This window comes from Mucilaginibacter auburnensis, from assembly GCF_002797815.1.
Lineage (GTDB): Bacteria > Bacteroidota > Bacteroidia > Sphingobacteriales > Sphingobacteriaceae > Mucilaginibacter > Mucilaginibacter auburnensis.
On record NZ_PGFJ01000001.1, the window covers coordinates 115,611 to 133,713 of the forward strand.

The 18,103-nt window shown below is 42.6% G+C and carries 15 protein-coding genes; 5 read left to right on the forward strand and 10 right to left on the reverse strand.

Annotation, left to right across the window (positions count from 1 at the left end):
- Positions 1-88 precede the first annotated feature (88 nt).
- Positions 89-712 (reverse strand): hypothetical protein, encoded by a 624-nt coding sequence (locus tag CLV57_RS00460; protein WP_100339409.1) that lies wholly within the window; start codon positions 710-712, stop codon positions 89-91.
- 186 nt (positions 713-898) lie between these two features.
- Here CLV57_RS00460 and CLV57_RS00465 point away from each other — a divergent pair, with 186 nt between their 5' ends.
- The gene (locus tag CLV57_RS00465) at positions 899-2,071 is read left to right on the forward strand and encodes a helix-turn-helix domain-containing protein (protein ID WP_157799021.1); all 1,173 of its coding nucleotides are present in this window, start codon (positions 899-901) and stop codon (positions 2,069-2,071) included.
- Complete coding sequence (locus tag CLV57_RS00470; protein ID WP_100339411.1) at positions 2,068-2,445, forward strand: DUF3471 domain-containing protein; 378 nt, start codon at positions 2,068-2,070, stop codon at positions 2,443-2,445. Before CLV57_RS00465 ends, CLV57_RS00470 begins: the two co-directional genes overlap by 4 nt.
- Before the next feature lie 10 nt (positions 2,446-2,455).
- On the opposite strand, the gene CLV57_RS00475 is transcribed toward CLV57_RS00470, so the two are convergent.
- Positions 2,456-5,071 carry a T9SS type B sorting domain-containing protein gene (locus tag CLV57_RS00475; protein WP_100339412.1) on the reverse strand — a complete coding sequence of 872 codons (2,616 nt, stop codon included), beginning with the start codon at positions 5,069-5,071 and terminating at the stop codon, positions 2,456-2,458.
- Between the two features lie 313 nt (positions 5,072-5,384).
- Positions 5,385-7,328, reverse strand: coding sequence for an SMP-30/gluconolactonase/LRE family protein (locus CLV57_RS00480; RefSeq protein WP_100339413.1), 1,944 nt, complete (start codon positions 7,326-7,328; stop codon positions 5,385-5,387).
- A gap of 399 nt (positions 7,329-7,727) precedes the next feature.
- Here CLV57_RS00480 and CLV57_RS00485 point away from each other — a divergent pair, with 399 nt between their 5' ends.
- On the forward strand, positions 7,728-9,443 hold the full coding sequence (locus tag CLV57_RS00485) for an IlvD/Edd family dehydratase (RefSeq protein WP_100339414.1): 1,716 nt from the start codon (positions 7,728-7,730) through the stop codon (positions 9,441-9,443).
- A gap of 115 nt (positions 9,444-9,558) precedes the next feature.
- Complete coding sequence (locus tag CLV57_RS00490; RefSeq protein ID WP_100339415.1) at positions 9,559-10,872, forward strand: gluconate:H+ symporter; 1,314 nt, start codon at positions 9,559-9,561, stop codon at positions 10,870-10,872.
- A gap of 67 nt (positions 10,873-10,939) precedes the next feature.
- On the opposite strand, the gene CLV57_RS00495 is transcribed toward CLV57_RS00490, so the two are convergent.
- A complete protein-coding gene (locus CLV57_RS00495) occupies positions 10,940-11,491 on the reverse strand; it encodes an OmpA family protein (RefSeq protein ID WP_100339416.1) in 552 nt (183 codons plus the stop codon).
- A 156-nt stretch (positions 11,492-11,647) separates the two neighbouring features.
- Between CLV57_RS00495 and CLV57_RS00500 the strand changes: the two genes are divergently transcribed.
- Entirely contained in the window at positions 11,648-13,273 is a 1,626-nt protein-coding gene (locus tag CLV57_RS00500; RefSeq protein WP_100339417.1) for a tetratricopeptide repeat protein, read from the forward strand.
- Between the two features lie 380 nt (positions 13,274-13,653).
- Here CLV57_RS00500 and CLV57_RS00510 read toward each other — a convergent pair whose 3' ends face one another.
- The 6 genes from CLV57_RS00510 to CLV57_RS00530 all read right to left on the reverse strand — a co-directional run bounded on the left by CLV57_RS00510 (position 13,654) and on the right by CLV57_RS00530 (position 17,950).
- Positions 13,654-14,103, reverse strand: coding sequence for a QcrA and Rieske domain-containing protein (locus tag CLV57_RS00510; protein ID WP_157799022.1), 450 nt, complete (start codon positions 14,101-14,103; stop codon positions 13,654-13,656).
- Between the two features lie 16 nt (positions 14,104-14,119).
- Positions 14,120-15,049, reverse strand: a complete 930-nt coding sequence (locus CLV57_RS18255) for a DUF5777 family beta-barrel protein (protein WP_157799023.1) — start codon at positions 15,047-15,049, stop codon at positions 14,120-14,122.
- Between the two features lie 12 nt (positions 15,050-15,061).
- On the reverse strand, positions 15,062-15,604 hold the full coding sequence (locus tag CLV57_RS00515; RefSeq protein WP_100339420.1) for a YceI family protein: 543 nt from the start codon (positions 15,602-15,604) through the stop codon (positions 15,062-15,064).
- A 1-nt stretch (position 15,605) separates the two neighbouring features.
- Positions 15,606-16,838, reverse strand: coding sequence for a porin family protein (locus CLV57_RS00520; RefSeq protein WP_100339421.1), 1,233 nt, complete (start codon positions 16,836-16,838; stop codon positions 15,606-15,608).
- A gap of 8 nt (positions 16,839-16,846) precedes the next feature.
- Positions 16,847-17,470 carry an RNA polymerase sigma factor gene (locus CLV57_RS00525; RefSeq protein WP_100339422.1) on the reverse strand — a complete coding sequence of 208 codons (624 nt, stop codon included), beginning with the start codon at positions 17,468-17,470 and terminating at the stop codon, positions 16,847-16,849.
- 279 nt (positions 17,471-17,749) lie between these two features.
- On the reverse strand, positions 17,750-17,950 hold the full coding sequence (locus CLV57_RS00530; RefSeq protein ID WP_100339423.1) for a hypothetical protein: 201 nt from the start codon (positions 17,948-17,950) through the stop codon (positions 17,750-17,752).
- Between the last annotated feature and the right edge of the window lie 153 nt (positions 17,951-18,103).

The following is an 18,103-nucleotide window of genomic DNA, read 5'->3' on the forward strand; positions in this document are numbered from 1 at the left end:
GCATTAGCCGAAAAATGGTTTCGCTCATCAACAAAAAAGGGCAGAGGTACTTCACCACCCCTGCCCATGAGCAAACTTCACAACAGCATTAGTCTACCTTGGTAAACACCTCCTTGTTGTTCAGTACCAGTTGATTGACCTTTTTATCACTGCCCTTTTTAAAGGCAAGCGGACAATCTAAAGCGTTTACAAAAAAGTTGTCGGCTGAGAGGTAAGTGAGGGGACTTTTGCCTCCATCCCAAAGTTGAGTTCCCCATATTTTACCATCTTTCAACGTCACTTCAATTACCATTTCCTTTTGGTTAACGGTGGCCTTGTACTTGCCTAAGTATTGCGACGGATTGGCGGGTATGGCTTCGGTATTTAAAGGCTTATCATCAACTTTTGTCCATAGGTCATGCCCTGCTACCAGCATTTGCGTTACCTTGTTGCCTTCTCGTACAAATTTAACCGGCCAGTTATTCTGCTTCATTTTAAGAGTGAAATCGTCGCCGGATTTTTGTTCAAGTGGCAGTACTTCAAAATCCCATAGTTGTTTTGAAACCAGTTTGCCATTCTCTACATACATATTCAGCAGCAACACAGTGCTGCCTTGCATACGTTTATAGCGGCCAACAAATTGATCAAGGTTGCCGGCAGCATTGGGTGCTTTACTCCAGGCGCCTAAAGTTTGAATGCTGATGAACAGCAATAATGCGAGATACTTTTTCATGTTTTTAGATTTTAATGTGAACGATTAGTTAGGGCTACATTGCCGGGAACAAAACAACGGGCTTTAAGTACCTAACACTACTCAAATCATGATATGAGTAGTGTTGATGATGCCTCAAGGCGTGTTTTGCGCAGAGTTTTTCTCACCTTAGCAGCGGCCTTACAAACATTGCGTATCTTCAAACAAATGAAAATCCCTTTAACCATTACCGAGTTTATTATACTCTCGCTGGCGATACAGAGCATGGTGATGGCAATAGTATTATTGTACCGCTCAAACAGGTTAAATGGCAATGGATGGCTGTCGGCTATAATTTTATCCATATCATTTATTGCGGTTGTAAGGATAGTGTCTGGCTGCCTGCATCTGGAAGACACCTATCCCTGGATCACCCCGCTCCTGTTTCAGCCCGTTATGCTGGTCGGGCCCTTTATTTATTTCTATGCCCGCTCGCTTATATACGGCAAGATTAGGTTAAGGGCAAAACACGCAGTGCATTTGCTGCCGGTGATAAAGGGCGCAGGACCACAAATAGCTTTTATTTTATTTTACAGCGGATTGCTAAGCCTGCCATTTATACAAAGCTTTTATTTTACCGCAACCGCGCAATTAATTTTATTCAATGTTTATCTATCGGATAATCTTCCTTTGTTCATATCCCTGCTAACCTATTCAATTTTAAGTTACCGCCTGGTAAGGAAACATGAGGCCGGTGCATCTGCATCAACCTACAAACTAAAAGATATTAAATGGCTCAAAAACTTACTGCGCTTATTTTTGAGCTTAGTAGTACTGTTTGCAGCGAGCCTGATTTTAAACATGCAGCCGATAGCTAACAGGGACGAGTTTACCAATGCGATATTTTTTATTCCGCTGACGGGGTTTACCTACTGGCTAAGCATATCCAGCTTTTTACGGCAAGGCAAAATGACACCTGATGACGTGGTTACCTATAACAAAGTGCCTGCAAGGGTTTACTTTTCTGATGAGGATGCAGCGCGACACGGCGCGCAACTACTGGCATTAATGATTAAAGATAAGCCTTACCTCGACCCACTCTTGAAGTTGGACACCCTTGCCGCACGGCTCAACATTACCGAACGCGCTTTTTCTAACCTGCTTAATCAGCACGTAGGTAAAAGCTTTAATGATTTTGTGAATGAGTACCGCGTAGAAGCGGCCAAACTTAAACTGGCCGATCCAAATTTCGACCAATATACCATAGCTGCTATTGCTTACGAATGCGGCTTTAACTCCCTGGCTACTTTTCAGCGTTGTTTTAAGCAGTTTGCAGGGATAACTCCAAGTCAGTTTTTACAGCAACGAAAAGCAGGGGCCCAATTAGTTCAGCAGCAATGAAATTAGCAGGCAAACAATATATTTTCTGTGTATTAGCAACTATACTATTGACCATAATCAGCCTTACGGCCGCCGCGCAAAACCCATTAACAAAATATGCAGGAACATATGAGCGCGTGGTAGGTAATTACCATGCAACGGTTACTGTTTATATAAAAGACAATAAACTGCGGGCGAAACAATCATGGGACCGTAAAGTGCGAACATTTGAGCAGGTAGGTAACGACAAGTTCATCATTGCCATGGATGGCTGGGCAGTTGAGTTTAAACGGGACAAGCAGAATAAAGTAGCGCAGATGAAAGTGTTAGGGAATGAGGTTTGGGTAAAGAAGCAAACTGATGCTACTGCAGTGTACAGCTTTAGAATGTTCTGATTTACATACTTTACTTTAAGATAGTAACATACCCGCTCATAACCTTCTTTTGAAAATTCAGGTCTATCACATAATAATAAGTAGCGGCCGGTAAGCTTTTACCGTTGGTTGTACCATCCCAGTCAGTATTGTAGCCTTTTGAACGATGCAAAAGCTGACCGTTTCTGTCAAAAACACTTACCAAACAATTTGGGTAGCCTAACAAACCTTTTATAAACCAGGTATCATTAATTCCATCTGCATTGGGTGTAAATGCATTCGGAATTTCAACCCTATCAACTAAATGAATCGTTAATGTCTGGCTTTCGGCAGGTAAACTGCAAGTGTTGGCAGGAGCAACTACACAACGCACTTCATCACCGTCAGCAAAATCCTTGCTTTCTAAGTAAGCCGTATTACTACCGGTTAAAAGTCCGTTAACATACCATTGGTAACCGGCACCGGGATAGCCATTGGTTACATTAGCAGTAATGGTTATAGAGGTGCCCGGGAAAACATAATTTACTGACGAAGCAATAGAAACCTTAGTATTTACCGGATTGGTTAATGCTACTATTGAAGTATTTGATGTTGCCGGGAAGCCAGCTAAACAAGGGCTGTCATTGTTGATCAAGGTACAAGTAACCTGATCACCATCTTTAAACGTGGTGCTGCTGAAAATATTGGTAGTATTGTTAACCGCTACATTGTTTACGCGCCATTGATACAAAGGATTAGCTCCACCATTGCTGCCGGTAGCTGTAAATGTAACCGCAGAACCCGCACATTGGCCGCTGTAAACGGGTGATATACTTACCTGTGGAGCCGGAGGTAACCCTACGGTTAACGCCTGCGATTTAGGTATTGCCGACACATAATATTGCTGTGTAGTATTTTGTAAGATAGTAATGGTAGTGGTACCGGGGCCAACAATTTTCACATCGCCCTGTGCGGATATAGTTGCTACACTGGTGTTACTGCTGGTATAGGTAACAGGTATTAATTTGTCGCCTATAAATGCGTTAACGTTAAAATCAGCGCTGCAGATGGTCTTGGCGCTGAAAGCAGGCAAATCAACATATAAATGTTCAATAACCGTTAAAATTTGGCTTACCGGATTTGCCGCAGTATAATTTTGATTTCCCGCCTGATTAGCGGTGATTGTACTGATACCAGGACCTACCAGATGAACAAGCCCTTCTGGTGTTATTGTGGCAACCGCAGGGTTGCTGCTGGTAAATGTAATGGGAGTTTCAAGGTTGTTACTTGTAGCGGCCGGGGCGTAGTTGTTATTTTGGTCGAGTTTATCGGGTTGTACTACAGGAAAGTTTATTACTGAAGGTACCTTGGCAGTAAGGTCAACCGCTATATTAACTGTTGTACTGTAACTCCCGCCCCCATTGTAAGCTGTAATTGTATAATTGGTTGCCGGCCACATAACTGTAGGTGTGCCCGTTATAATGCCGGTTTGCGGGTTAAAGCTTAAGCCGGTTGGCAATGGTTTATCAATGGTAAAACCAGATATTGATACTTTGTAGATTGAACCATACCTACCCACATATGCATAACCTTTACCATCCAGCACCAGGGCTATGGCAGTTGTCAATCCAAGCTCATCCGCAACTTTACTAACTGTACCATTAGGCGATATTCTAAGCAGCTGACCAGCGTTTTGTGCTATTACATAAATATTATTTGTTGCATCTACCCTGAGCTCACGCGGACGATCTAACCCTGTGGCCACTGTAGTGACTGTGCCATCGGTAGCAATTTTTCGTACAGCACCATTTCCAGTATCAGCCACATATAAATTTCCGGCATTGTCAATCCCCACAGCTGTTGGGGTATCAAATGTGGCAGTAGCGATGTTACCGTTGGTAAAACCCGCACTGCCCGTTCCCGCAAAAGTAGTTACCGCGCCTGAAGGAGTGATCTTTCTGATCAGATTATTACCCTGATCTGCCAGGTAAATATTATCCGTAGCATCAATAGCCATGCCTCTGGGGTAATTAAAACTTGCCATTGTACCGATTGGACTGTTTGTTGCACCCCTCGTTCCATTACCTGCAAACGTTGAGACCATTCCGGCACGCGTAATTTTTCGGATAAGGTTGTTACCCAGATCGCTTACAAAAAGGTTTCCAGAAGCATCGCGCACCAACGCATCAGGGTTATCAAAGGTAGCCTGGTCAAGAGGGCCATTATTTGCACCCGTACCATATCCCACCGGCCCCGCGTACCTTGATATCACACCATTGGGGCTAACTTTCATTATTTCATGAGAATCGTAGTTTGCGGCATACAACGTTCCATCTGCTTCTGCAACAATTCCCGTAATTTGATTTAAAGCACTTGCAAATGCGATAGAAGCAACATTCTGCCCATAATTTGCTGCTGGTATATTACCCCCTGTATTGTTGGGTACCATTAGATTAATAGGCTTGTTTATAGCAAATACTTGCGGCGATAAATAAGATATATTTGGTGGAGTTGTAATAGTAGTGGGAATATCATGCACCTGAATTGAAGAAAGTGTTTTTAGAGCCGGCGCTTTAGCAATTTCCAACTTTAAAGCCGACTGCCCATTTGTAATGAAACTTACTTGTAGTAAGATCAAAAAAAATAGTATGCTTTTCAAGTTGGCCATTTTTGTGACTTCAGTCGGGTTTAAACGCCTAATATCGGCTTTGCCCGGAGTAAACAGAAATTGAACATTTAAATTTTACATTGTTTTAAAGATCATTACCTATTCGGTTTTTAGTCCAGATTGCCTGAAAATCGTTTCACCCGTCTCATTTTCGTTTCACTTATTTATAATAAACTATTAACTATCAAAATATTACAAAGAATATCGTTTCAAATCGTCTCACATATTCAATGAGACGATGGTACCGTATAGGGGCAAATAAAATGCCCTCACCTTTAGCAGATGAGGGCTTTTGTTATGATGTTATTACACCTTACAAGTAATTAATATACCCCGTAGCGTTAGTGCGTATTTTATAAACTTTGTTCAAGCTAACAATGTAAAGGGTTTTCATGTCCTTATCGCCAAAGCAAAGGCTTACTGGGAACTGCGGCAGGTTGATCATGCCTACAAAAGCGCCTTTATTGTTGAATATTTGAACACCGTAATAGGTAGCAACATAAATATTGCCGGCTTTATCAATAGCCATACCGTCGGCACTTGATGAGCGGCCTTTTCTGTCTAACACCAGGTCAACCAAAAACAGTTTAGCAAACTGGCGACCGTTGCTGATAGTGCCATCAGGGTTTACATCGTAAGCCCATATGTAGTTGTCTTTCTCACTCTTAACAGGGTACCAGCTTTCATCATCGTAGCAGTTGTTGATGTAAAGTGTTTTACCATCTGGCGATAATACAATACCGTTAGGCATAGCAAACTCATTAGGTTTGGTTATGCGGGTAACCGTTTTACGGTCAGGCGATACATAGTAAACCGCGCGACCCGGCTGGAACTTGGTTGGCTCCATGGTAAACTGCGGGTCGGTAAAGTAAACGCCACCTTTAGCATCTGTAATAACATCATTCGGCCCGTCAATTGATTTACCATCGTATTTATTAGCAACAACGCCAACCACTTGTCCTTTAGTGGTCATTTCAACTACCTGATGCCCCATCATATCGCAAACTACCAGGTTACCGTTTTTATATGGGTAAAGGCCGTTAGTCTGCATTTTACCTGCGCTGATAGCCTTATAGCTGCCGCTTGGGTCAATCTCTAAAGTTGAGCTGCGTTTAGGGTCAGCATTAAAGTCTTTATCAAAATACATGCTTGACATGTAGATCTTGCCGTTCATCCATTTCGGACCTTCGCCGAAGATAATGCCCGGTTTGGTTTTGCTGCCATCAATTAACAGCTCCAATTTGGCATCAGCTGGGATAAGCGAATTAAATGCTGATACCGCTGCTTTCTCCTTATCTAAATAGTCTTTACGTGCAGGCCAGAACATGTCAATAGCATCGCAACCCAGATCGCCAATGTTGGCGCCATGTACCATGTTTGACGGAATGCGTACCACGTCGCCCGGCTTCATAGCTTGCTCATCATCTAATAAGATCTCGTCGCAACCGCCGCGCAATACAAACATCATTTGCTCTTCCGGGTGGATGTGACGCTCAAATACTGAACCCGGATCCATTGAAATAAAGCTCAACTGAACGTTTTTGGTTGAGATAATGCGAGAGTGCGCGCCTTTAGCCAATGGCGTAAGCTGCACATTGTATAAGTCATAAACCTGACCGGCTTTGATGTTCGGCTCCAAAGTAGCTTCAACATCCTTTACCTCGGCAGGCAGGTTTTTAACACCGGCCTTTGTTAAATAGTCTAAACGGAAAGGGCTGTATACCTCTAATACCTTAGCGCCTTTAGCACCAGCGGTTAAAGCGCTTTTGCTGCCTTTTTCTAAATAAACAAAATCAGTACGTGGGGTACCCGCGTTTTCGCCATCCGGTGCCTGGCGTTTAAGTGCTGTCATAGTAACGGGTGCTCCATTAATGCTTTGATCAACCGAGCCTTCCATTACAAACAGCAATCTGTCGGCAGGTAAAGTTTCTTCAGGTATTTTTGCATTGGCATCTAAAGTAATAACAGCGCTCATCAAACCTGTACCCCAAAACAATTTAGCTTTAACACCCGGATACAGTTCGGCACTATCAACAGTGGCTGTGCTTTTTACTTTGCCTTCTTCTAAGTTGGATGGGATACCATTTTGCGGAACGCCCGTAAGCTCACGTTTGGTTAGTTTATATTGCTCAATAAGCTCATCATTCTTTTTTTGCCACCCCGACGATGTTGTGCCCGACTGGCATTGCACCAGCGCTACGGCCAATAGCGTTAAGGCACCGTTTACGATGCTCCTGTTTATCAGTGATCTTCTCATAGTTTGGTTATTGTAGTTTTCGACTCGAAAATTAACTATTTCGTTTTCAAGTGACAAATTTGTTTTCTGCCGCTGATGAATATAGCCTTGCAGATGTTAAGAATGTTACATAGCGGGCCTGCCTAAAGCCTAAATGTGTAAAATCCACCGCTGGGATAAAAAGCACTTTAACAAGTTTGTTGTTAAGACAATTTAAATGACAGTTAATTAGCACATTAATCACCTATAAAAAATGCCGCTCACACCCGTAAAAAAGATTTTTTTTACCTGTGTAAATAAAAGTTTTAGTACTTTGCAGCCCATTAACTCCAAAGCTTTTTGAAATTTTACAGGCAAGTAATGTCTCTTTTTTGGAGAGATGATGGGTTAGTATTTACTGGTAACAACATTTAATAATTTATGAACAAATTTCGCAGTTCCGAATGGTTTGGAACAAGAGACAAGATGGGTTTCATCTACCGTAGCTGGATGAAAAATCAGGGTATGCCCGAAGACATGTTTGACGGTCGCCCTGTAATTGGTATCTGTAACACCTACTCGGAGCTTACTCCCTGTAATGCCCACCTGCGCGATATTGCTGAAAGCGTAAAACGCGGTGTATTAGAGGCGGGCGGTTTCCCGTTAGAGTTCCCTATCATGTCATTAGGCGAAACTTTGTTAAAGCCTACTGCTATGCTTTTCCGCAACCTGGCTGCTATGGATGCTGAAGAGTCTATCCGTGGTAATCCTATTGATGGTGTTGTATTGCTAACCGGTTGCGATAAAACTACACCTTCAACCCTGATGGGTGCTGCCAGCGTTGACCTGCCTACCATTGTGGTACAAGGCGGACCAATGCTTAACGGTAAATTCCGTGGCGAAGATATTGGCTCAGGTACAGCTGTTTGGAAATTTAATGACGCCCTTAAAACCGGCGAAATGACCTACGACGAATTTGCAGAAGCAGAAAGCTGCCAATCACGCAGCCCGGGCCACTGTATGACAATGGGTACCGCGTCAACCATGGCGGTAATGGTTGAGTCATTAGGTATGTCATTAAGCGGTATGGCTGCTATTCCGGCTGTTGATGCACGTAAAAAACGTATTGCTCAGCTATCTGGTCGCCGTATTGTTGAGATGGTTAAAGAAGACCTTAAGATCTCAAAAATATTAACCCGCGAAGCATTCGAAAACGCTATCAAAATAAATGCTGCTGTTGGTGGTTCAACCAACTTCATTATTCACCTCACTGCAATTGCAGGCCGTATAGGTGTTGACTTGAATATTGATGATTTTGACCAATTAGGCGCTAAAATGCCTTTGCTGCTTAACCTCATGCCTTCGGGTAAATTCCTGATGGAAGACTTCTTCTACGCAGGTGGTTTGCCGGCTATCATCAACCAAATTAGGTCTGAGCTGCACATGGATGTTATAACCGTTACAGGTAAATCGCATGCCGAAAACATTGCTAACTCAACTAAAATATATAACAGCGACGTTATCTATACTTACGATGCACCGTTGATACCTGAAGCAGGTACAACCGTATTGAAAGGTAACCTTGCCCTTAACGGTTGTGTTATTAAACCATCGGCAGCAACACCTGCTTTGATGCAGCACACAGGCCGCGCGGTAGTGTTTGAAAACATTGAAGACTACCACGCACGTGTTGATGATCCAAACTTGGACATTGACGAAACCTGCGTTATGGTATTAAAAACTGTAGGACCGGTTGGTTATCCGGGTATGCCGGAAGTGGGCAATATGCCGCTACCTAAAAAGATCTTAGATAAAGGTATTACCGATATGGTACGTATATCAGACGGACGTATGAGCGGAACCGCTTACGGTACCGTTATCCTGCACGTATCGCCTGAGTCTGCCATTGGCGGAACATTAGGTCTGGTTCAAAACGGAGATATGATCACTTTGGATGTTGCCGCAAAACGCATCCACCTGGAAGTATCAGACGAAGAACTGGCAGAACGCCGCAAAACATGGGTAGCGCCCCCTGTTATGGCAAGCCGTGGTTATGCAAGCTTGTACATTAACACTGTACAGCAGGCTGACAAAGGTGCCGACCTTGACTTCCTGGTAGGCTGCTCAGGTTCAAAAGTTCCACGCGACTCACACTAATAAAACAGCTTTGAGAAAGCTGATAAAGTAGCCGGAAACGGCAAAAACGGAGAGGATTTTAACCAAAATTCTCTCCGTTTCCATATAATTATTAATACAACCCAATTATAAACCTATGTTAGTGTTTATCCTTATTCTTTGCATTGGTACGCTTATTTTACTAACTACCTGGGCAAAAATGAACGTTTTCTTAACGTTCATCATCGTATCAATTATGGCAGCATTCCTACTGGGCATGCCGCTTGAAATGATACCAAAAACTATTGAAAAGGGCATTGGTGGCATGCTCGGTTCGTTAGTTGTAGTTATAGTACTTGGCGGCATGCTGGGTAAACTGGTAGGCGCCAGTGGAGCTGCACAACGTATAGCTACGTCTATGCGCAATGCCTTTGGCGAAAAATACATAACCTGGGCAATGAGTTTAACCGGCTTGATCGTTGGTATTCCATTATACTACAACGTAGGTTTCTTTTTGCTGATCCCCATTATCTTTTCTGTAGCTGCTCGTTATAAACTGCCGTTGGTTTACATTGGTATACCTATGCTTACGGCCCTATCGGTTATGCACGGATTTTTGCCGCCACACCCATCGCCTATGGCATTAACGGTACAGTTTCAGGCTGATATTGCAATGGTGTTCCTGTATGGCTTTATTATCGCCGTACCTACCATCATACTGGCGGGACCTATTTTTGCTAAAACTTTAAAAGGCATACAATCACACACCACCATCAAATTAACGGCTGAAGATATTCCTGACGAGAAATTACCATCGCTTGCAACAAGTATACTTTCATCACTATTGCCGGTTTTATTGATTGGCGTTGGCAGTACCGTGGCTACTTTAGCTAAAGGCAATCCGGCAGTACAGCAAATGGCTCATTTTATAGCCGACCCCAATATTGCCATGGTGGGCACTATTATAATTGCAACATATACCTTAGGCATACGCTTAGGAAAAAGCATGCGCGAGGTAATGGATGTGTATGCTGACGCAATTAAAGAGATCTCGCTCATCTTGCTTATTATAGGCAGTGCGGGCATTTTAAAACAAGTATTTATTGACACCGGTGTAAGCGATCAAATAGCTACAGGTTTACAACAACTAAACATGCCGCCGCTATTATTAGGATGGATAATTGCAGCTATACTAAGAGTATGTTTAGGTCCGGCTACAGTTGCCGGATTAGCTGCTGCAGGTATTGTGTTCCCCTTAATGCAAAAAACCGGCGCCGACCCCAACCTGATGGTACTTTCTGTAGGCGCAGGTAGCTTATTCTGCTCGCATGTTAATGATACCTCTTTCTGGGTGTTTAAAGAATATTTTGGCTTGGATATGAAACGCACCTTCTTGTCATGGTCAATGATGGAAAGTTTGGTTTCGGTATTGGGATTGGTCGGCGTGTTGATCATCAACATGTTCATCTAACAAAACAAGGGCATAAAAAATGGCGATAGATCTCTCTTCTATCGTCATTTTGTTTTTATAAGCTATTTTAATTCGCTTTCTTGATCTCTACCCTGCGGTTTAAAACCCTGCCTGCTTCGGTATTATTGTCTGCAATCGGCTTCGTTTCGCCATTACCTACAGGTTGCAGATTAGCCGCGCTAACACCACTGTTTACCAAATAGGTTTTAACCGCATTTGCGCGCTCTACAGAAAGGGCCATATTATGTTGAGGCGTACCTTCTGCAGATGAGTTGCCATTCAGCACAAATTTTGCCGACGGGTCTTTTTTCATCTCAGTGGCTGCTTTATCCATAATTGGATATGACTCGGTTTTTAATATGCCCGAATTGAACTCAAACTGAATATTAGTAAAGTTATAATCAGGCGGCGCAGGGGCGGGTGCCGGAGCAGGTGCCGGTTGTGGCGTTGGAGCCGGATTAGCTGCAACAGGCTTAGGTGCAGGCCGGGATGGTGGCGGTGCCGGAAATTTTTCGGCAACCGGCGCAGGTGCAGGAATTTTCTTTGCCTTACACGCCGGCAACACGGCTGCCAGTGTTATAACTAATGCCGGAAAGAAATAAAATCGTAATAGTTTCATAATGATAGTGGCGTTGCTATAAGTAAAAATAACGGTTTGCTATTGGCAATATTACTTAAATAACGGCAATGATGTATCTTGTTAAGTCAATATCAGGTAAAAAGCTAAACTTCAATTGTCATTTGTATATTTGGTCACCAATTATTTAAACTTATAATGCTTTTAGCAAAATACCCTAAACTGTTGTTAGTGTGCTTTGTGGCCCTGCTGTTGTTTGTTGCGTGCAATTCACACACCAAGGTTGACGTATCTACGGGTGCAGTTAGTGGCTTGATCAAGACTAAAATAGCTGAAGGTAAAAGAGTGGCTGATGTAAACAGCGATTCATTAAAAATAATTGTGCGCGGTCTGTATGAACTGTACCGATCTTCCCGTAATGATTCTGCCCTGGTTTATGCAGACTATTTTGAAAGTGCGTATAACTGGCGCAATTCACAACCTCAAAAGGCCATGCAGCTGGCCATTAAATCATTAGCAAATGCGCAAAGCGCAGGCCTTACAAATGATCTGCCGGCAATATATCTCCTTATAACAGGTATAGAAACACAGCTAACCAATTATGCACCGGCATATAGCGCTATACAAACAAGGCTTGATATCGCATCAAAAAATTCAGACACTGCCTCAATTATTGCTCTGGAAGGTCTGAAAGGCATGTTTAAACGTAGCGAAGGCGTAAAAAAAACTAACGATAAAATGCTGGATGAAAGTTTAGCCATAAGCAACTATGCTTTAAAAATGGCCGAAACTAACGCCAAATATGAGTGGCTGCAAATAAGGCAGCTCAACTCAATTGGCCAATGCTACGTTTATAAAACAAAGTACAGCGATGCCGTTCCATATTTTAAAAAAGCTATTGATCTGGCAATAAAGTACAAACAAAGGTTGTCGCTCATTCGCTCGTATTGCCGGTTAGGAGAAGCGCTTTACTATTTAGGAAACCAGACACAGGGTCTTGCCTACCTCAACAAAGCTGTTGTTTTAACAAAAGAAAAAGGTGAACCTTACTGGCTCAATGAAACTACTGCAACCTTGTATCGTTGCTACTCTTTTTCAAAAGATTACAAGCAGGCCATGCGGTACAACATGGAAAACCAAAGTATTCGGGATTCGCTGGAGGCCCTTGATAACGTTAGGCATGTTGAAGAACTGCAGTTAAAATATGAGGCCGCAAATCACGAAAAAGAGATTAAACTACTTAACGCCCAAAATAAATTTGAAACGTATTTGCTTTACACAGCCATATTGATTTTACTGTTATTGGGCGTTATAGCTGCCTTATTTTTTAGCAAACAAAACAAAGAGAAGAAGTTACTTAAAGCCGAAAAAGCGTTGCTGGATGATGAGTTAAGGGCGGCCGAGATAGAGTTAAGCGCCTTTACCGAAAGCCTGAAGGACAAGAACCACCTGTTAGAAGAGTTTAAAAACGAAATTGAGCACCTGCAATCGCAACACTTTAACAAGGCGGATATTGAGCATATGGAGCAATTGCTTAAAGCTCATATTATGACGGATGAAAGCTGGGACCGTTTCAAAAAACTGTTTGATAAAGTGCATCCCGGCTTTTTAAGAAACATAAAAAATAACGTGCCGGAAAATACTACACTAACCGCAACAGATATTAGAATTTTAGCGCTCATTAAACTCCAGTTAAGCAATAACGAGATGGCCAACCTTGCGGGAATAACCGTTGAAGGCATAAAAAAATCCAAACAACGCTTACGCAAAAAATTAGGCCTGGAAGCAGTTGAAAGCTTAACCAAATTTGTAGAAAGCGTGTAAATGCAATAGCTGTCCACGTATTTATACTTAAATATGCTGCAAATCCGCTCGTTTGTCTCCCCTTTGTCTACTCTTTTCGATGCTTAATAGTACCCATCAAGCCTTAACTTTACATCAACTCGATTAACTGTAAAGAAATTTGACAAACACTATAATGTCGCCTATACAATCCCCCCAGGTGCAGGCAAAAAGTACTGCAACAAAAAAACTATGCCCGAAGTGCAAAAAAGGATATTTAGATACACGTATAAAAAGAAGCCGATTGGTGAAAGGATTATTTTTCTGGCTTCCGCTTAAACGCTACATCTGCTTTTCGTGCAGCGCCAAGCCATATATTTACGAGCCGGGTAAATAAAACCATTTACCCGGCTCATAAAATATCAGGCAACAACACTTAACGTAGTACCAGAGATAGTAACTGTATATTTTTTTAAAGCTACAACGGCCGGACCGTTAAGTACCGCACCGGCCTGACTGAACTGGCTGCCGTGTAACGGACAAATAAATTTTCCGTCGCTTGCGCTGTAGTTGATGTTGGTACCTTCGTGCGTACATGCAATTTGCACAGCGGTGAAGGAGGTGGCCACATTATCAGCCCCTATTCTTACCAAAATAACACCATTGCTTGATTTTGATGCGCCAATAGTTTTTATTTCACTGTTTAAGTCGGCTGTGAATACGGTGCCCGAACCGCTTGGTGGTGCCGGAGTACCGCCACCGCCACCTGATGGTGAAGGGTCACTGCTTTTGCCACCACAACTTGCCATACAACCGGTGCAAAGGGCTAACACGCCAATGCCCAGCTTTGATAAAAATTCGTCTCTTTCCATTGTTTTAGAGTTTGAGTTAATAATTGTTTTTATTACGATGCGACAGATCGAAAATGCGCGAGATAGTAAAGCCAAGTCTGAACTCGCCCTTGCCCCAGTTAGAACGGGTATCGGCCAGATAATTGCTCGGCGATATAGCCTTGGCATTTGAGAAATTGATGGTGAAAACATGCCCGCCGGTCTCTACTTCTATGCCTACACCCAGCGGGTCATAAAACTGGTAGCCCAATGGCGGGTTATCTCTGAATGATGAGAACGAGTGGGCATAATCAACCACAATACCCATACGCTTGGTTACCTTTAACCTGGCAGCTGCGCCCAGGGAAAAGAAGGTTTTTTCATTACCTGTAACTACAGGTTGCGGAGCATTGCTGCTCACCAGCGTGGGCGTTATTTGCAAAGAAAAACTCTTGGAAAACTTATGCCCTATTATAGCTTGTGCCACATAAGCAAACCTGTCTGAATACTTATTGAACGAGCCATCATTTTTGTACGGTTTTAAGCCAAACTTTCCTAATAATGATACCGCAAACGGACTACCATCAGCATCCTGGTTAATAAGCGTATACTTGGTGCCAAGCTCTATGAGTTGCTGGTATTTGCTACGGCCAAACTGTACATCCCACTTCTCGCCGAGGCCGTACTCAAAATCTATATAGATATCGCTTGAATTATCTAAACCGTATAAAGTTTGACCACCGCCAAACGGACCGCCTACATCGCCAAAGCGGTGGATGACCAGGAAATTAAGGTTACCTTTTTTAACTGTTTCATTGGTCTCAGCAAGAATGAGCCTGCTTGATGAGAAAATGGCTACGTGAGCCGGTTCAGGCTTATTGGCAGCATTAAGGGCATTCAACAATGAATCGGCTGAACTGCCCTTTTGCTGCGCGCTCAGTTTAAAAATTGTAAAAGATAAAGCTAAAAGCAGAAGATATTTTTTCATGACTATCGGGGGTTATTTTGCTGGTGAATAATTGGCTGTTACAGTAATTTTTATGCTCTCGGCGATGTTGTGAAATACTATTTTGGGTATCTCAATGTTATGATCGGCACATTTAACCATAAATTCGGCATTAAGGCTAATGTTACCATTGTTAACTGTGATGGTTCCGGGCAGCGTACGGGTTTGCTTAACACCATGCACCTCCAACTCGCCCGTTACATTTACCGGATAGGTACCATTTTGCGCGGGATTAATAGCCTGTTGCATCTTACCCTTAAAAGTTGCGCGCGGATATTTATCGCTTTCCAGATACTCGCTGTTAAAATGCTCTTGCATTAATGATTTTTTGAACTTGAACGATGAAATGTTCACGCTAAAAGCTATCTCGCCCGTTGCCGTGTTCAAAACCGAAGTTCCGCTGTTTGAAGCCGCGTCAATATCCTCAATAGGCGCCGACGAAAACAAGGTTATCCGCGCGTTTTTACAAGCATAGAGGTCCTGCCCCACCTTGATGCTGCACATCCAGGCGAGTAAAAAAATGGCTATATATTTCATATTACTTTGGTTTTCCCAGTGAATTTAAATTCCAGTTAAAGCCTATTGCAACGCCGGCCGTTTGCAATCTTACCCTGCTGTATCCCACCTCGGCAAGTGGTATTTTTATGTAAGGCATTACGTTTATACCGAGTTTTGAATTGATTTGTCGCCGGTATGTGGCCTGAAAATTAACAGCACCAAATAAATACTTCCCCGGGCTTTTAACATCATAGGAACTTACTCCTGTATAGGGGCCTGCATAAGTGTACGCGTAACTCTCTCTCAGCATTATATAAGAGGATATGCCTGTACCAATGCTTATGGTATTCTTATTTTTTGAGAACAACTGATAATCTATATTAACCGGGATATCCAACATACGGCAATCGGCTATAACATTCTCCGGATTGTATTTAAATTTATAGGTAGAGTTAGGGCTGTATTGCGAAAACTCCATTGCGTAAGGCTTGTAAGAATAGTATGCCCCGGTGCTAATGGTAAGCTTATTAAACTTAGCCGAGAACAACAAACCTATATTTTTACCTGTGCCTACACTATTAAATGAACTAACGCCATTCATGTCTGCAGCCCCTAACACATTAATGGCCAACTGGGGTTTGAGGCCCTTTCCATTAGCGGCCAGCTGCTCATCCCTAAAATCTAACAATGCAATGGGTATATGGCTCAATACATCAACAGCAGGCAAACTATCTGCATGAGCATTTACTGATGCCAACTGCAACATGTCATCCCTGCACGGCGCTTTAGGCAGCAAAATAACCTCCAACCTGGTTGGCTGCGGTAAATGCTTATCAGCTGGTATAGACACTGTATTTTGCATTTCATTTTTTTTAGCAAGCTGAGTTTCTACAGCGCTTAGCCTTGGTTCGTCAATCACAACGGGTTGCGAACGCTCTTTTACTGTTGTAGTATTCTCGCTAACTGCAACCGTGGTATTTCCTTTGTGTGGAGTGTCCATACCTTTGGGCTGCTTTACTAAAATCTGCTGCGCATTGTTGGTGTTTTGCTGAGTTTTGGGTAACAAGTACCACCACCCCAACGCAAGCAATATTATAGCAGCGGCAGCGGTAAGTATTGGCCGCCAGTAAGCAATTCTATATGGTTTTTTTTTACCATCCAGCATTTTTTCTAAAGCATCCCAGTTCTGCTCTTCAAAAGCCGGCAAGCTGCCCGGCTCTTCAAGCGCTTGCCTGAAAACTTCATCAATAGGTTTTTGCTGTTCGTTTTTCATTACTTACCTCACATTGTAAACATCTTGCGTATAACAACTGCCCTGTCAACAGCTGCTACGGTTTGATAGTCTGCGCCGCTTTTATAGTTATAAACTGCCGCATCGGCAGCCAATATCATCTGCTTTAACTTTTGCCTTGCTTTAAACAGGTTTGATTTAGATGTACCCTCGCTAATACTCAACATCTCGGCTATCTCATCATGCGAATACCCATCAATGGCAAATAAATTGAATACCGTACGATAGCTTTGCGGCAGTTGCTGTACCATTGCCAACAGATCATTATAGCCTAAATTATTATATGGCACAGCATCATCGCTTATGTGTTCTGCTGTTTCCAGATCTTCTGTGTAGGCAGTTTTTAAATTTGAGCGGTAATAATCAATGGCGGTGTTGGTTAAGATACGCCCCAGCCATGCTTTAAATGAACGATTGCCATCGTAAGCATTAATGTTTGTTAGTACCTTGTAAAACGCCATATTCATTACCTCTGATGCTTCGTACCTGTTGGCCGTGTAACGCAAACATATAGACATGGCGAAGCCATAGAACGCCTTGTAGAGTTGCTTTTGGCTCCTCCGGTCCTGATCAATACATCCTCTTATTAAGCGGTGTAGTTCTTCGTCGCCCATATATAATGGTTACATGGTATACAGTTAAATGCAATTGTAGGTATCACGGCGCAAAATGTAAAATGGTTGCCTGCACATCATAAAATTATTATAAAATATTGCATATCAGCACTATAAATTTACTGAACGTTGCAGAAAAACGGGCAAAAAAAATCCCGCGGTTTTCCGCGGGAAATTTTTTGTTAGCCTTACTCGTTCACTTATCCTGTTATCTCCATCACCAATCCATTTCTGCACAGGCTAACAATATATTGGCTGACTTTGCAGCCAGCCGGCTAATTAAGGGGCTACGCTGGTGTAACGCGCTTTGCTTAATAACAAAGCCGTCCACGTAAAGAAAAACAAACAAACCAGCAATATCAGGTTACCGGCTATGTTTGCCGCCGAGCCTTCGTTTACTACAAAATAAACTGATGATACAGTTAACACGGTTAATGCCATTGTAATTAATACTGTTGCAAATAATGATTTCACTTTCATAGTTACCTCCGTTGTTTGATGAGATATTTACAAAAGGCTTGCCAACACAATAAAGTGCTCATTTTAAGTTAAAAACGAGGCATTATTAAGCAATCGGGATAATACGCTGTGAATAGGATTCCCCAATATATGGATGTTTTGTAACACGGGTGT

What these genes read in the sequence shown, in the direction of transcription:
- CLV57_RS00460 (WP_100339409.1), bottom strand. Translation starts at nt 712, where the DNA reads ATGAAAAAGTATCTCGCATTATTGCTGTTCATCAGCATTCAAACTTTA.
- CLV57_RS00465 (WP_157799021.1), top strand. Translation starts at nt 899, where the DNA reads ATGAAAATCCCTTTAACCATTACCGAGTTTATTATACTCTCGCTGGCG.
- CLV57_RS00470 (WP_100339411.1), top strand. Translation starts at nt 2,068, where the DNA reads ATGAAATTAGCAGGCAAACAATATATTTTCTGTGTATTAGCAACTATA.
- CLV57_RS00475 (WP_100339412.1), bottom strand. Translation starts at nt 5,071, where the DNA reads ATGGCCAACTTGAAAAGCATACTATTTTTTTTGATCTTACTACAAGTA.
- CLV57_RS00480 (WP_100339413.1), bottom strand. Translation starts at nt 7,328, where the DNA reads ATGAGAAGATCACTGATAAACAGGAGCATCGTAAACGGTGCCTTAACG.
- CLV57_RS00485 (WP_100339414.1), top strand. Translation starts at nt 7,728, where the DNA reads ATGAACAAATTTCGCAGTTCCGAATGGTTTGGAACAAGAGACAAGATG.
- CLV57_RS00490 (WP_100339415.1), top strand. Translation starts at nt 9,559, where the DNA reads ATGTTAGTGTTTATCCTTATTCTTTGCATTGGTACGCTTATTTTACTA.
- CLV57_RS00495 (WP_100339416.1), bottom strand. Translation starts at nt 11,491, where the DNA reads ATGAAACTATTACGATTTTATTTCTTTCCGGCATTAGTTATAACACTG.
- CLV57_RS00500 (WP_100339417.1), top strand. Translation starts at nt 11,648, where the DNA reads ATGCTTTTAGCAAAATACCCTAAACTGTTGTTAGTGTGCTTTGTGGCC.
- CLV57_RS00510 (WP_157799022.1), bottom strand. Translation starts at nt 14,103, where the DNA reads ATGGAAAGAGACGAATTTTTATCAAAGCTGGGCATTGGCGTGTTAGCC.
- CLV57_RS18255 (WP_157799023.1), bottom strand. Translation starts at nt 15,049, where the DNA reads ATGAAAAAATATCTTCTGCTTTTAGCTTTATCTTTTACAATTTTTAAA.
- CLV57_RS00515 (WP_100339420.1), bottom strand. Translation starts at nt 15,604, where the DNA reads ATGAAATATATAGCCATTTTTTTACTCGCCTGGATGTGCAGCATCAAG.
- CLV57_RS00520 (WP_100339421.1), bottom strand. Translation starts at nt 16,838, where the DNA reads ATGAAAAACGAACAGCAAAAACCTATTGATGAAGTTTTCAGGCAAGCG.
- CLV57_RS00525 (WP_100339422.1), bottom strand. Translation starts at nt 17,470, where the DNA reads ATGGGCGACGAAGAACTACACCGCTTAATAAGAGGATGTATTGATCAG.
- CLV57_RS00530 (WP_100339423.1), bottom strand. Translation starts at nt 17,950, where the DNA reads ATGAAAGTGAAATCATTATTTGCAACAGTATTAATTACAATGGCATTA.